This window comes from Streptomyces sp. GESEQ-35, from assembly GCF_017948485.1.
Classification (GTDB): domain Bacteria; phylum Actinomycetota; class Actinomycetes; order Streptomycetales; family Streptomycetaceae; genus Streptomyces.
Window position 1 is genome coordinate 220676 of the sequence record NZ_JAFFSX010000005.1, and the last position, 14488, is coordinate 235163.

The window sequence follows — 14488 nt, forward strand, 5'->3', positions numbered from 1 at the left end:
AAGGACCACACATGGCTCTCGCGCCCACCAGCCCGCGTCCGCCCGACGCAGCCCCCACCACTGCCGACCGCCCCGGCCGAGCGATGCGCCGAACCCGGCCCCCGAGTCCACCCGACGGGAACCGGGAGCGCGCCAAAGGGCGCGACCGGCTGTGGGTGGCGGTCTTCCTTCTGCCCTTCCTCGTCCTCTACCTGGGTTTCACCCTCTGGCCGCTGGCCGCGACGGTCTACTACTCGTTCTTCGACTGGTCGGGCACCGGCCCCCTGAACAACTTCGTCGGCGGTGACAACTACAGCCGCCTCCTCGGCGATCCGCTGTTCTGGCAGGCCGTCACCAACACGCTGTTGTTCGCCGTCGGTACGACCCTGATCAAGCTGCCGCTGTCCCTGCTCGCCGCGCTGGTGATGACCAGGAAGTGGCTGCGCGCGAAGAGGGCGCTGCGTACGGTCTTCTTCGCGCCGCTGATCATTCCCGTGGCGATGGCCGGCCTGGTCTTCACCTACCTGCTCAACCCGTCGAACGGCGCGCTCAACTCGGCGCTGCACAGCCTCGGTCTGACCGACGGCACGACCGATGTCTTCGCCAACCGCTGGACCGCCCTGCTGGCGCTGATCCTCATCTCCGTCTGGCAGGTGTTCGGGCAGTACATGATCTATTGGATGGCGGCGCTTCAGAACGTCCCCGAGGAGCTGTACGAAGCGGCTGACCTCGACGGCGCCACCGAGTGGCAGAAGCTCACCAGGATCACGCTGCCGATGATCCGTCCCGTGGCCGTGGTGATCGTGATGCTCGCCCTGGTCAACGCGATGCACGTGTTCGGGCTCGTCGTCACGCTCACCGGGGGAGGACCGGGCACCAGCACGTATGTCGTCTCGTACTTCATCTACCGACAGGCGTTCGGCTCGCTGCCCTTCGCGTACGGATACGCGTCGGCCGCCGCGCTGCTCTTCTCCGTCATGGCGTTCCTCCTCGTGACCAGTCAGGGCCTCTTCGTGCGCCGGGCGCAGAAGCTGCGGAAGGAGTACGGAGTCTGATGTCCGAACTTCGCGAACCCCGGGCGCCACGCTCCACGCGCCTGTCACGGCCCCTGCGGGCCAACCTGATTGCGCTGCCCTTGCTGATCGTGGTGGGTCTGATCTGGGTCTATCCGTTTCTGTGGATCGTCACAGGGGCGTTCAAGACACAGAACGGCCTTTTCATCGGGGGCGCCAGCCTGCTGCCCGACCAGTGGAACTTCGACAACTTCCGCCGCGCGTGGGTGGATGCGGGATTCTCCAAGTACTTCTTCAACACGGTGTTGTACGCGGTCGCGTCCACCGTCATCGAACTCTTCAAGTCGGCCCTGTGCGGCTACATTCTGGCCCGCTACGAATTCCCGGGACGAAAGGCTCTGCACCGCCTGATCGTGGCCACCCTGTTCGTGCCGGTGGCGTCCATCATCATTCCGCAGTTCGTCCTGGTGGACAGCCTCGGCCTGTTGAACACGCGGGCGGGCGTCATCCTGGCCATGTCCGGTGCGGCGGGCGCCCTGTACGTGCTGCTCTTCGTCGGGTTCTTCGCGGGCGTACCGAGCGATCTGTTCGATGCGGCAAAGCTCGACGGTGCCGGATTCCTGCGCACCTTCTGGTTGGTCCTCCCGTTGGCGAAGCCCGTCATCGCGGTCGTCGTCATCTTCCAGTTCATCAGCAACTGGAACGAGTTCAATATCCCGTTGGTGTTCACACTCGGCCAACCGGATCTGCAGAACCTGGCGGTCGGAATGCTGTCGTTCAAGGGTGAGCACTCCGTGGACTGGACCGGATTCGCCGCCGGAATGACCTTGTCCGTCATTCCCATGCTGATCGTCTTCATCTTCTTCCAGAGTTACTTCGTGCGCGGCCTGGCCGGCGCCACCAAGGAGTGAACCACGTGACGACCGAGCCGCCCGGCTCCGCCGATCTCAACGGCGCCTTTGCCTACACCTGGGACCTGGTGGGCGACCCCGCCGCCGCCGAACGCATCGCCGCACTCGGCGTGGGCGCGGTGGTCCTACAGACCGCCTACCACTCGGTGCGCGCCATGACGCCGTACCACCCGGTCCACCGCACCGTGCACGCCACGCACGCCGCCGCGTACTTCCCGCTCGACCCACGCTCTTGGCATGGCATGCGCCTGACACCTGCCATGCCCGGCTGGGCCGTCGACACCCCGGACCGGTTCGGTACGGCGGCCTCGGCCCTGCGTGGCCAGGGACTGCGGGTCGAAGCCTGGCTGGTCCTCACCCACAGCTCGGCGGCGGGGGAGCGTGCGCCCGATCTGACGGTGTGCAACGCGTTCGACGAGAGGTACGGATACGCCCTGTGCCCGGCGCAGCCCGAAGTGAGGGCGTATGCCACGCAGTTGGTCCGTGCCTTCTGCGAACGCTACGACGCCGCCGAGGTGCCGGCGCTGATGCTGGAGGCCTGCGGATGGCTGGGCTTCGAGCACGGCAGCCACCATGAGAAGACGGCCGGTGCCGATCTGAGCAGAGGCTGCCGCGATCTGCTGTCGGTGTGTCTGTGCCCCGCCTGCCGCAAGGGAGTTGAGGCCGCCGGCGCAGATCCCGGCGCTGTCGCACAGGCGGTACGCCGCACCGTCGACGCCGAGATGCGGGACGGCGTCCGCGCTCCGAGGCTGCTCGCCGAGTCACTGGGGGAGCGGGGAGCCAGGGCTCTGCTGCGGCACCGCCGGTCCGTGATCGAGGAGTTGACGCGGCAGATCGCTGCCGCGGCGCCCGGCCGGGAGATCCTCCTGATGGCGGACGGCGATCCGCAGGCCACCGGCCCCGACAGCGGACTCGACCTGGGACGGTTCGACGGCCGGGCCACGGCCGTCGTCCTCAAGTGCTGGGACGACGAGGACCGGGCGGTGGCCCGCGTCGAGGAAGCGGTGCGAACCACGGCACGGCCGGTCATCGCCAACGTGTCCGTGCTGGAGGAGCACCCCGCCCACCTGGCCAGGAAGGTGGCACGGCTGTGGGCCGCCGGAGCGCAGGCCATTCGCTACTACCACGCGGGCCTGGCCTCGCCCGCCCGTCTCCGTGCGCTGCGCACGGCCAACGCACAGCAGGCGGTCACCGCGATCACCGCGGCGACCGCACCGACCGAGGAGGGAGCAGCGTGACCCACGAGCCGCTGACCGGACTGTACGTCATGAACCCGGACCGCTTCGACGATGTCTACGGGCCGGCCGAACGCGCCGGGATCGAACGGTACTTGACCATCGAGCGGCCGCCGTGCACCGCGGCGGACCTGTCCGCGGACGTACTGGCGGGCGTCGATGTGCTCGTCACCGGCTGGGGCGCCCCGCGGCTCACCGCCGACCTGCTGGACAGGGCGCCGAGGCTCGCGCTCGTTCTGTACGCCGCCGGATCCGTGCGTCCCGTGGTGACCGACGCCTCGTGGGCGCGCGGGGTGCGGATCGCGTCCGCCGGCAGCGTGATCGCCGACAAGGTCGCGGACTTCGCCCTCGCCCAGATCCTGTACGCCCTCAAGCACGGATGGCGCTACGTCCTCACCGCCCGGCGCACCGGATCGGCGGCCGCCCGCCGGAGCGAACTCGGCACCGCGGGAGCCACCGTCGGACTCGTCTCCCTCGGCGCCACCGGACGGGCCACCGCGCGGCTCCTGCTCCGGCACGGCGTGCGTGTACTGGGCCACGACCCGTACGTGTCCGACACCGACGCCCGCGCCCAGGGCATCGAACCCGCCTCGCTGGACCGGGTGTTCGCCGACTGCGACGTGGTGAGCCTGCACGCCCCGCTGCTCGACGAGACCCGCGGCATGGTCGACACACGGCTGCTGCGCTCCATGCGCCCCGACGCCACCCTCGTCAACACCGCGCGCGGCGGCCTTGTCGACGAGGCGGCACTCGTGACCGTACTCCGAGAACGCCCCGACCTGTTCGCCGCACTCGACGTGACCGACCCCGAACCGGCCGTGCCCGGCTCCCCGCTCTTCGAGTTGGACAACGTGGTCGTCACTCCGCACCTGGCGGGGAGCCTCGGTCCGGAACGGCGTCTGCTCGGCCGGGCCATGGCCGAGGACCTGGCACGGTACGTCGCCGGGAACCCGCTGCGGCACGAGGTGATCGCCACGGCGATGGAGCACGCCGCATGACCACCGCAGCCTTCACCCTGGTCATGGTCCCGCCGCTGCCGGACGAGACCCAGTCCTGGCCCGACCGGCTCACCGAAGAGGTCCCGGGGATCGAGGTCCTCTGTCCCAAGGACCCCGAGGGCGTCGGAGCCGCGCTCGGCCGGGCCGACGCCGTGTACGGCACCCTCACGCCCGAACTCCTGCGCTCGGCACTGCGGTTGCGGTGGCTGCAAGCCCCGCAAGCAGGGCCCCCTCCGGGCTTCTACCACCCGGAACTCGTGCGGCATCCGGCCGAGGTGACCAACATGCGGGACACCTACACCGACCATGTCGCCGCGCACACGATGGCGCTGGTCCTGGCCCTCGCCCGCCAACTCCCGCGCTACGTGCGCGAACAGGCCACCGCCAACTGGGCCCCGGACTGGTCGGACGGCGCGGTCGTCCCCCTGGGTGAGGCTCGGGCGCTCATCGTCGGTACGGGTGCCGTCGGCGCCGAGACCGGGCGGCTGCTCGCCGCGTTCGGCACCCGCGTGGAGGGCGTCGACGCTCGTGTCACCGCGCCACCGCCCGGTTTCGGCCGGGTCCTGCCACCGGACCACCTCGACCGCGTGCTTCCTGAGGCGGACATTGTGGTCCTCACCGTGCCGCACACCCCGCGGACGGAAGGGCTGATGGACGCGCGCCGGCTGGCGACGATGAAGGACGGAGCCTGTCTCGTCAACGTGGGCCGCGGCCCCACCGTCCGCCTCGACGACCTGGTCCGGGCCCTCGACATGGGACGGCTGCGAGGCGTCGCCCTCGACGTCATGGAACGGGAGCCGCTGCCGCCGGAGCATCCGCTGTGGCGCCACCCCAGAGCACTGATCACCCCCCATGTGGCAGGAGCCGGACCGCACGCCGCGGAGCGCAGGTTCGAGGTGCTCGTGGAGAACGCGCGACGGTTCGCCGCCGGAAAGCCGCTGGTCAACGTAGTGGACAAGACGCAATGGTTCTGACGCCCGAAGTCGACGCCCCGCCCGCCGTGATCGTGCAGCGCATCGAGACGTTCACAGTCGCCCTGCCCACCCTGCGGGACTTCGCGGTCGCGGGTGGCGCGGTCACCGATCGAGGAAGCCCCTCCATCCGCGTACTCGTCAAGGTCACGGCGTCGGACGGGAGCACAGGGTGGGGCGAGGCGACACCGATCCCCTCCTGGACGTACGAGACCACGGAGTCGATCGTGTCCACCCTGGAGCAGTATCTGGCGCCCGCCGCGCAGGGTCTGTCGCTGTGGGACCTCGACGGGCTGGTGCGGGCCTGCGACCGTGCGATCCGGCGTGGCTGGTCCACCGGCATGCCGCTGGCCCGGGCCGCACTGGACGTGGCCTGGCACGACGCCCTCGCGCGGTCCCGCGGCGTGAGCCTCGGCGAGCTGTGGGGCAGACGACGCCACGACACCGTCGACCTCTGCTGGATCGCCACCGGTGACGATCCGGCCGCGCTCGCCGAATCCGTCGCCGAGGGCCAGGCGCACGGGTACCGCCACTTCAAGATCAAGACGGGGCTCGTGCCGGGGCAGGACGAGGCCGTGGAAGCCGCCCGGGTGAAGGCCGTACGGGAGGCGGCCCCCGACGCCCGTCTGATCGTCGACGCCAACCAGGCCGGCACCCAGGACTCAGCGCTCCGACTCGCCCGTCTGCTCGCGCCGTTCGAGGTCGCGGCGCTCGAACAACCCCTGCCCGCCAACGACATCGAGGGACTCCGGCGCCTGCGCGACCTCAGCCCGGTCCCGATCGCCGTGGACGAGAGCCTGCGCCACCCCACCGACCTGGCTTCGTTCGTCCGCAGGGGCGCCATCGGGATCGCCGTGGCAAAGGTGCAGCGCTGCGCCGGACTCACCCTGTCCCTGCGCCAGTGCCAACTGGCCGAGGACTGCGGGGTGGCGCTCATGGGCTCGGGCCTGACCGAGTCCGACATCGGCCTTGCCGCGTCATTGCACCTGTTCGCGGCCCACGACCTCATCGCCCCCGCCGACCTCAACGGTCGGCAGTTCCTGAGCAGCCCCTACGCCACCGGCCCCGTGATCCAGGTGCGTGCAGGGGTGGCCGAGGTGCCGTCCGGCCCTGGCCTAGGCATCGGCATCGACGAAGGGATCGTACGAGAGCTCGCGCGCTGAGCCGCAGCGGCGGGCAGGTGTGACCGTCCAACTCCGCTCATGGGCCACGACGTGGTGGCCCCGCACAAGAAGGAGCCGTACATGAAGCAGCATGCACGATCGCGGAGGACTCCCCGCCGCGCGTTCGTCCTCGTCGCCGCTCCCGCGCTCACCCTTGGCCTGGTGCCCTCGGTGCACAGCGCGTCGGCCGCTCCCGCGAAGCCCGCCGCCTGTCCGGCGCCGGCCGCGGCCATCGGTCTGAGCAAGGCGTGGAAGCTCCAACTGCCCCTGCCCACCAGCTCCGGCTCTCCCCAGGAGGTCAAGCAGCCCGCACTGGCGACGTACAACAGCTCACCCTGGTTCACGACCAAGTCGACCTGCGACGCGATCCTGATGCGGGCCGCCGTCAACGGTGCCACCACGAGCAACAGCGGCTACCCGAGGTCGGAGCTGCGCGAGATGACCGCGGACGGGTCGGGGAACGCGAGCTGGCCGTCCACGTCGGGCACCCACACCATGGTGTTCGACGAGGCCATCACCCATCTCCCCAAGGAGAAGCCGCATGTGATGGCCGGTCAGATACATGACTCCGACAGCGACGTCACCTCGTTCCGGCTAGAGGGGACCAGCCTGTACATCACCTCGTACAACACCACGCACTACAAGCTGGTGACCTCCAACTACCAGCTGGGCACCCGTTTCCAGGGGAAGTTCGTGGCCCACGACGGAAAGGTCGACGTCTACTACAACGGCGCTCTCAAGGCCACCGTCGCCGCCGAGTTCAGCAGCGGCTACTTCAAGGCCGGCGACTACACGCAGGCGAACTGCACCAACTCCGCGCCGTGCAGCAGTTCCAACTACGGCGAAGTCGCCCTGTACAGCGTCAAGGTGACGCATTCGTGAGGTGGTGCTTTGAAGGTGCGGCCACCAGGCAGCTGTCTGGTGGCCGCGCCCTGTGTCCGCCGGTTCAGCGAGTGGGGAAGACCTGGACCTCCGCGAGCGTCAGGTAGTCGGTGCCGGACAGCTGGATCTTCACGCAGCGGCCGTCAGCGGTGACCGGGAGTCTGGTCGGGCGGCCCATGGTGCCGGGCTGGTGACTCGACCATGGATCAGGGCTGCCGCACGGAACACGGGCCCCGGAAGCGGGGTGAGGCAAGGAGTCCGGCCGCAGGCAAGCCGGGCATGCCTGCGGCCGGGACGTGCGTCGTGTCCGTCGTGTCCGTCGTGTCAGGAACGGGCCGTCGCAGGGCGGCTGTTGTAGGCCTCCACCCTCAGCGCCGGACGGCCTGAGGAAAGAGCCTGCGCCGGCCAGGACACGTTGACGGTCTGGGTCTCTCCGGGCAGCAGCCACAGGTAGTTGTGGCTGTAGAGCGTCGGCAGCACGCGATGGCCGCCCGCCTCGTCCACCAGGGACAGCCGGACCATGGCGGCGACGGCCGAGCCGTGGTTCCTGATGGTGGCCGTCAGTTTCCGACGGTCTCCGGAACGGGACACCTGCCCGACCGAGCCGGACACCTTCACCTGTCGTGCCGTGCTCAGGGCCTTCATGGCGGCGGGGTTCCGGTAGCGCCAGTAGGTGTTGCGCGAGAGCTCCCTTCCGCCGGCGTCCTCCAGCGTCAGCCGCAGCAGGTGCAGGTCAGGCAGGTCCTCGGTCCAGCCGGCGGTGAAGGCCTGCGCCGTGGCGGCCCGTGCCACGTCCACCCGGGCGGTCCGCTTCGTACCGAGCTGCCGGCCGGACAGGTCGTACAACCGGGCCGTGACGGTGGCGTTCTTGAGGTCCGCACGCGTGTGATTGACCGCGAGGACCTGCCACTTCACCGGATCGGCCTGGACATGCAGCGGCTCACAGGCGGAACGGGCGCCGTAGTAGGTGCCGTTGACGTCGAAGTCGTAGTCGTAGGTCTGCCAGACGGTGCTGTGCCAGGCCGGGTGGGACATCCACAGCATCAGGCCGGTCGCGTTGTCCCAGAGGTTGGCGTTCCACGCCTCGAACATGGCGCGGGTGTTCTCGTAGTTGACGAACTGCGCCTTGCGGGCGAAGTCGTCCAGGCCTGCGGCCTCGCCCAGGCGGGACTCGATGGCGGCCTTGTAGTTCTGCGGCGCCTGGTTCCCGCGCTCGCTCCAGTCGTGGTAGTACCAGGCGCCGCGGATGGGCCACTCCGGCTCGTCGCCCGTCATGTTGCGCACGCTGGCCGCGGTGGAGACGACCGGCATGCCGATCTCGGTGTGGAAGCCGAAGTCCTTGCTGCCGTAGGTGGCGGGGTCGAAGTACTTCTCCGGGTCCACGCAGCCGTAGGGGCCGCCGCCCGTGACGATTCCACCGGCGGAGTTGTTCTGGTAGAGCAGCCCGGGAACCTGCTGCTCGACGGCCTCGCGCATCCCCTTGTCGATGGCGGCCGGCGGGTTGCCCTCGTTGGCCCCGCACCAGACGGCCACGCAGGGATGGATGCGGTAGCGCAGTACGGTGTCGCGGGCGATCGAGTTGAACGCGTTGTGGTCCGGCGGGTCCATGGCCCAGGCGTTGGGGAAGTCGTTCCAGACGAGGATGCCGTGCCGGTCGCACGCGGCGAAGAACTCCTCCCGGTCACTGGTGCCGACCCAGTTGCGGATCATGGTGAAGTTCATGTCGCGGTGCATCCGCACCGCCGCGTCCATCCGCTCCGGGGGCATCCGGCGCAGCAGTTCGTCCCAGCCCCAGTTGCCGCCGCGGGCCAGCACCCGCACACCGTTGACGACGATCTTCAGCGGATCGGGGGCGTTGGACACCGACTTGACGTCGGTCCACTGCTCGCCGTCGTCGGACACCTGGATGACATACGTCTTCGGGTACGCCGACTCCCAGACGATCGCCACCCGGTCGAAGCTCTGCGCCGAGCCCAGGTCCACCCGGATCCACTGGTGGTCCTCGTACTGCGACGACCAGCGGGTGCCCGCGTCGCCGTCGGTGGCGTGCGAGGCGGGCTTGTCGGACTCCTCGGTGGAGGCCGTCGCCTCCTTGTGCAGGGCGAGGTCGGTTCCGGGGTCACTGCGGTCGACCACGCCCAGAGACCACAGGGAGTTGCCCCAACTGGTGTTGCGCAGCCCGCAGTTGATACGCACATAGCGGGCGGTCCGCCGGTCGAAGTCCTCGACCTGAAGGCTGGCGTTGCCGTTGTTGAACGGCAGCGGCACGGCTCCGTTGTCCACCGACGTCACATCGGTCCACTCGGTACCGTCCGCGGACACCTGCACCACGAAGGACTTGGCGTACGCCTGCTCCCAGGTGAGGTCGACCCGGTCGAAGGACTGCGCCGAGCCCAGGTCGACGCTGATCCACTGGTCGTCCTCGAACGCCGAGGACCAGCGGGTGTCCGGATCACCGTCGGTCGCCTTGGCCGCGCCGTGGTCGTCCCCGTCCGTGCTGGAGGCGTCGGCGGGCGCGTGCAGGGCCAGGTCGGTGGTCGGCCGACTGCTGTCCAGCACGGACAGCGTCCACAGGGAACTGCCCCAGGAGGTGGCCCGCGTCCGGCAGTTGATACGGACGTAGCGGGCCTGCTGCCGGTCGAACGTGACTGACTGGGTGTACGAGTCACCGGTCGCGGTGAACGGCAGCGGCACCTCGTACTCGTAGCCGAACTGGCGGATGCCGAAGCGGGTGGTCCGTACGTCGCTCTCGGCGCCGTCGACCGACGCGGTGAGCCGGAGATCGTGCAGGTCCGGCTCGCCCAGGCCGTTCGGCCACCACAGCTTCGGGTTGCGCAGCCGCAACTGCCGGAAGGCGTCCGGGGCGAAGACCACGTCGACGCTCTTGCCTGCCGGCACGGTGACGACCCTGGACACCCGGACGTCGCCGAAGGCCGCGGAGACCGTGGCCTTGTGGTCCGCGGAGTCGGCGTTGCGGACCGGGACGACGACCGTCACCTCGGCCACCGACACGTCCGGCAGGTTGGGCAGGTAGGTGTCCACGCGCGGGTCGCCGATCACGATCTGACCGGTGGACCGCAGCCGGACGTGGTTCCAGATGCCCGCCGCGCGGTCACGGACGGCCGGCATCCAGTCCCAGCCCGAAGAGGCAAGGTATGTGGGGGAGTTGAGGTTCATCTGCCCGGCGCCCGCGTCCACCCAGGCCTCGCCCAGGGGGCCCTTGTCGCCGGGGCTGCCGGGCACGGGCATCGGCGTGATCTTCACGGCCAGCGCGTTGGTGCCGTCCTCGGTGAGCAGGCGGGTCACGTCGTACGAGGAGCGGGCGAACGGGTACGTCAGGTCGCCGACCTGCTCGCCGTTGAGCCAGACGTCGGCCTTGTGGTTGACGCCGTCGAACTCCAGCCAGATGCGGCGGCCGGAACCGGTGCGCAGGCTCCGCGGCAGCTCGAAGTCCCGCTTGTACCACCAGGAGTGCCGCGACAGAGCCTCGGGGATGTGCAGGTTGTTCAGCCCGGCGACCGGGTCGGGCAGCTTGCCCTGGTCCACGAGGGAGCCCAGGACCGTGCCGGGGACGGTGGCGGGCAGCCAGCCGCTCGTGTCGACGGAGGTCTTCGACAGACCGGCACCGTCCGCGCCCGCCCAGTCGTCCAGGGTGAGCCGCCAGCCGGACTCCACCGGCACGGTGCCGTCGTCGGCCACGGTCAGCTTGGGCACCTTGCCGTGGTGGGTGCCCCAGTCGGTCCAGCCCGTGGCCGAGGGGCGGTGCCCGCGGGGGTTGCCATACACCTCGAAGCCGTTGAGGCCCAGCGGCAGGGGACTGGAACGCTTGCGGCACGTCATGCGCACCCAGCGTGCCGACACCGGGTGGGGGAGCTGGACGTTCACCACTCCGCCGGTGCCGGCGATCGTGCGGTAGACGCTCGTCCAGGACTTCTCGTCGAGGGACGTCTCGACCAGGAAATCGTGCGCGTAGCTCGAAAGGATCTCTTTGCCGGTGGTGCCGTTGGCCGGGTTTCCGCTGGTGGGCGGCGTGAACACCGGGTCACTGGCGTCTGCTTCGAAGGTGAGGCGGATCCAGGTGACATCGCACGCGGCCTGGAGATCGACGGCGATCCACTGCGGGTCGCCGGTCTCCGCACGCCATCCGCTGCCCCGTACGCCGGGTGCGGTGAGGCGGTCGACCACGAAGGATCCTGGCGTGGGGGCGTATGCCGTCGAGGAGACCGAAACGGGCCGGTTGAGCGCGAGTTCATGAGGTGACGCGGGTGCCGTCGGCTTGCCGGTGCCGGCGGCGGCGGTCGACATGGGGAGCAACGAGCTCAGCCCGAATCCGGCCAGCAGGGTGGAGCCTGTGGCGACTATGGACCGGCGCGACGGATTGAGCGACGGATCCAGTTGATCAGTCATGAGTCTGACTTCCCATCAAAAAAGGGCAGAGCAAGCCGAGCCGGCTCCGTACGCTCCGGGCCGAGCATCTATGACAACGTTGCCAAAGGCTGTGGTTCTTATGAGCTCCCTGTCAACCCCTGGGACGGATGTTGGTGTTGAGCCGCAGATGAGAGGCGGGGCGGCGCGGACCGTGTTGTTCGCCTGGTGTTCGGTCGCCGTTCCGGCGGCGCCTTGCCAAATCATTACGGATTCGCCACGGGTGAGTGAGAGAGGTGATCCGTTCGTACGATCCAAGTAGCGGCGAGGGAATGGCAGTTCAGGTGTCGGAGCGCCGCTTTCGGCACATCCTTCATCTACACGTGGAGTTATTTCTCATGCTCTTCAGCAAGCGGGCCGCTCTGGTGACGGGAACCATAGTCACCGCCGCGGCCGCGGTGATCGGCAGTGCGGCTGCCGGTCAGGCATCCGGCAGACCGAGCGCAGAGACGCACGCCATCGCGCCTGCGCCCAAGCCGACGATCCCGCCCGAGCTTCAGGTACCGGACGGCAACAAGAAGACCGCCGTGTTCGACGCGCAGGGCGTGCAGACCTACGCGTGCACCAACGGCGCCTGGACATTCGTCGAGCCGGCCGCCACGTTGTCCGACGCCCGGGACATTCGCCACCGGCCGATCGCCCTTCACTCGCGCGGCCCGGTGTGGGTCTCCACGGTGGACGGCAGCGCCGTCAACGCCGCCGCCGTGCCCGGAGCGAGCGTCCCCAGCACCGACGCCGTCCCGCAGTTGCTGCTCAAGGCAACGGCCACCCGTGGGAGCGGAGTCTTCGGCTCTGTCTCCTACATTCAGCGCCTGGCCACACGAGGGGGCTTGGCCCCCGAGGGATCCTGCTCGGAAGGAGCGCAGGTCGGCGTGGAGTATTCGGCAATCTACGTCTTCTATGCGCCTGTTCAGTCATAGGGTCACGCATTCCCGAGCGGGTTGATCGCAGGGGCTGAGAGCCCCCTGGCTTCGACTCAGGCAAGTCAGGCAAGTCAGGCAAGTCGGTGAGGCATGCCTCATGGATGCTGACCTGCCGTACGGCGATGCCCCCCCGTACCGCACCAAACGCTCAATACTTCGGCTCGCGACCCGGTCCGAGGTCGAGAAGGGCGCCTGACGGGCGATCAGTCCTCGTCACGCGCCCTTCTTCGCGGTCGGTGTCAGGCGCTTTCGGTGTCCGCCACCAGGATCGGGTGGCCGGCGCCTTCCTTGATGACCAGGTCCATCAGGTGGGGGAAGCGTTCGTCGAGGTCGTCCTTGCGCAGGGTGTTCACGCGAAGGGTGCCGGCGTCCTGCTGTCGGATGAGGCCGGCCTCGCGCAGGATGCGGAGGTGGCGGGTGAGGGCCGATTTCGCGACGGCCGGATAGAAGCCCTTGCAGGCCAGGCCGGGCAGGGAGGCGAGCGTCATGACGATGGCCAGGCGGGTGGGGTCGGTCAGTGCGCTCATGATCTTGAAGAGGTCGAAGTCCTCTGCGTCGGGGTGGGTGAGCGGGGAGGACGTGCGGCTGGCCATGGAGCAAGGGTACCGGGCCACCCATCGCTATGTTCGCAAGAATGTGTACATGGGCTACGGTGGGGCGGCGGGGGTGATCCAGGCATCCCGTTCCTCCGTGTACAGGAGATATCTGTGTCCTTGCCCTCTTCCTCGGATGCGTCCGGACCTTCCATCGGCGTGGGGATCATCGGCCTCAGCGCCTCCGGCGGCTGGGCGGCCGCCTCCCACCTGCCCGCACTGCGGGCCCTTGACGGGTTCGACGTACGCGCACTGAGCACGTCCAACCCCGACTCCGCTCGCAGGGCGGGCGAGCGGTACGGGGTGCCGCTCGCCTTCGGCAGCGCCAAGGAACTGGCCGAGAGCCCGGACGTCGACCTCGTCGTGGTCAGCGTCAAGGCTCCCGACCATTACGCGAACGTGATGGCCGCGCTGAACGCCGGGAAGACGGTGCTCAGTGAATGGCCGCTGGGCAAGAACGCGGCTGAGACGAAGGAGATGGCAGAGACCGCTCAGACCAAGGGCATCCGTACGTTCGTCGGTCTCCAGGCCCGCACCGCGCCGCACGTTCAGTACGTGCGGGACCTCATCGCGGACGGTTACGTGGGCGACGTACTGTCCACGACCCTGGTCGGCTCGGGACTCGCATACGGCGACACCGTCGACCAGAGCGCCCTCTACCTGCTCGACCCCGCGAACGGCGCGACGCTGCTGACGATCCCCTTCGGCCACACCATCGACGCGCTGACCATGGTGCTCGGGGAGTTCGCCGACCTCGACGCGACCGCCGTCACGCGCCGCACCACTGTCCGCGTCGCGCAGACCGGCGAGGAAGTGGCGATGGGCACGGCCGACCAGATCGCCGTCCAGGGTGTCCTGGAGTCCGGCGCTGTCGTCTCCGCCCACTACCGCGGTGGACTGAGCCGGGGCACGAACTTCCTGTGGGAGATCAACGGCACGCAGGGTGACATCCAGATCACCGGGCCCAACGGTCATCTCCAGGTCGGACCGATCGCCCTCCGCGGCGCCCGCGGCGACAACAGCGAACTGGCCGAGCTGCCCCTGCCCGCCTCCTACGAACTGCCCGCCCTCGCCGACGCCCGGACCAGCCCGGCCTACACCGTCGGCCACGCCTACTCCGGCATCCGCGAAGACCTGAACCAAGGCACCCACCGAGTCGCCGACTTCACCCACGCCCACCGCCGCCAGCAGCTTCTCGACCGCATCGAGGACGCCGCCAGGCGCAACTGATGCCCGGGCAGGACCGGCGGACAGCGGGAGTTCCGCGGATGTGACCCCGGCCTGGTGGAGTAGGCCAGGGCATCGTGCTGCGCGCTTCGAGATCGGTTGGCGTGTGCCAGGCGGCCCACGAGTACGAAGCGGGGTGCCGTCGCAGCGATGAGTCTGCCGACGCCC

General features: G+C 69.2%; 11 protein-coding genes. 9 read left to right on the forward strand and 2 right to left on the reverse strand.

Annotated features, from left to right (window positions below; all coding sequences use genetic code 11):
- Positions 1 to 11: 11 nt before the first annotated feature.
- The 7 genes from KCH87_RS12640 to KCH87_RS12670 all read left to right on the forward strand — a co-directional run bounded on the left by KCH87_RS12640 (position 12) and on the right by KCH87_RS12670 (position 7152).
- On the forward strand, positions 12 to 1034 hold the full coding sequence (locus tag KCH87_RS12640) for a carbohydrate ABC transporter permease (protein ID WP_210586108.1): 1023 nt from the start codon (positions 12 to 14) through the stop codon (positions 1032 to 1034).
- Positions 1034 to 1903, forward strand: coding sequence for a carbohydrate ABC transporter permease (locus tag KCH87_RS12645; RefSeq protein ID WP_210586109.1), 870 nt, complete (start codon positions 1034 to 1036; stop codon positions 1901 to 1903). Before KCH87_RS12640 ends, KCH87_RS12645 begins: the two co-directional genes overlap by 1 nt.
- Positions 1904 to 1908: 5 nt before the next feature.
- Positions 1909 to 3141: a hypothetical protein gene (locus KCH87_RS12650; protein WP_210586110.1), complete on the forward strand. Its 1233-nt coding sequence runs from the start codon at positions 1909 to 1911 to the stop codon at positions 3139 to 3141.
- Positions 3138 to 4136: a hydroxyacid dehydrogenase gene (locus KCH87_RS12655; protein ID WP_308298819.1), complete on the forward strand. Its 999-nt coding sequence runs from the start codon at positions 3138 to 3140 to the stop codon at positions 4134 to 4136. Before KCH87_RS12650 ends, KCH87_RS12655 begins: the two co-directional genes overlap by 4 nt.
- On the forward strand, positions 4133 to 5110 hold the full coding sequence (locus KCH87_RS12660) for a D-2-hydroxyacid dehydrogenase (RefSeq protein ID WP_210586111.1): 978 nt from the start codon (positions 4133 to 4135) through the stop codon (positions 5108 to 5110). The genes KCH87_RS12655 and KCH87_RS12660 overlap by 4 nt, the downstream gene beginning before the upstream one ends.
- Positions 5101 to 6270 carry a mandelate racemase/muconate lactonizing enzyme family protein gene (locus tag KCH87_RS12665; RefSeq protein WP_210586112.1) on the forward strand — a complete coding sequence of 390 codons (1170 nt, stop codon included), beginning with the start codon at positions 5101 to 5103 and terminating at the stop codon, positions 6268 to 6270. Before KCH87_RS12660 ends, KCH87_RS12665 begins: the two co-directional genes overlap by 10 nt.
- An 81-nt stretch (positions 6271 to 6351) precedes the next feature.
- Positions 6352 to 7152: a polysaccharide lyase family 7 protein gene (locus KCH87_RS12670; RefSeq protein ID WP_210586113.1), complete on the forward strand. Its 801-nt coding sequence runs from the start codon at positions 6352 to 6354 to the stop codon at positions 7150 to 7152.
- Positions 7153 to 7476: 324 nt separating this feature from the next.
- Here the strand turns inward: KCH87_RS12670 and KCH87_RS12675 are convergent, their stop codons facing one another.
- Positions 7477 to 11559: a discoidin domain-containing protein gene (locus KCH87_RS12675; protein ID WP_210586114.1), complete on the reverse strand. Its 4083-nt coding sequence runs from the start codon at positions 11557 to 11559 to the stop codon at positions 7477 to 7479.
- Positions 11560 to 11915: 356 nt separating this feature from the next.
- On the opposite strand from KCH87_RS12675, the gene KCH87_RS12680 reads away from it, so the two are divergent.
- A complete protein-coding gene (locus KCH87_RS12680; protein WP_210586115.1) occupies positions 11916 to 12497 on the forward strand; it encodes a DUF3455 domain-containing protein in 582 nt (193 codons plus the stop codon).
- Positions 12498 to 12739: 242 nt separating this feature from the next.
- Here KCH87_RS12680 and KCH87_RS12685 read toward each other — a convergent pair whose 3' ends face one another.
- Complete coding sequence (locus KCH87_RS12685) at positions 12740 to 13093, reverse strand: helix-turn-helix transcriptional regulator (protein WP_210586116.1); 354 nt, start codon at positions 13091 to 13093, stop codon at positions 12740 to 12742.
- A 159-nt stretch (positions 13094 to 13252) separates the two neighbouring features.
- On the opposite strand from KCH87_RS12685, the gene KCH87_RS12690 reads away from it, so the two are divergent.
- The gene (locus KCH87_RS12690; RefSeq protein ID WP_308298820.1) at positions 13253 to 14323 is read left to right on the forward strand and encodes a Gfo/Idh/MocA family oxidoreductase; all 1071 of its coding nucleotides are present in this window, start codon (positions 13253 to 13255) and stop codon (positions 14321 to 14323) included.
- The last annotated feature ends 165 nt before the right edge of the window (positions 14324 to 14488 follow it).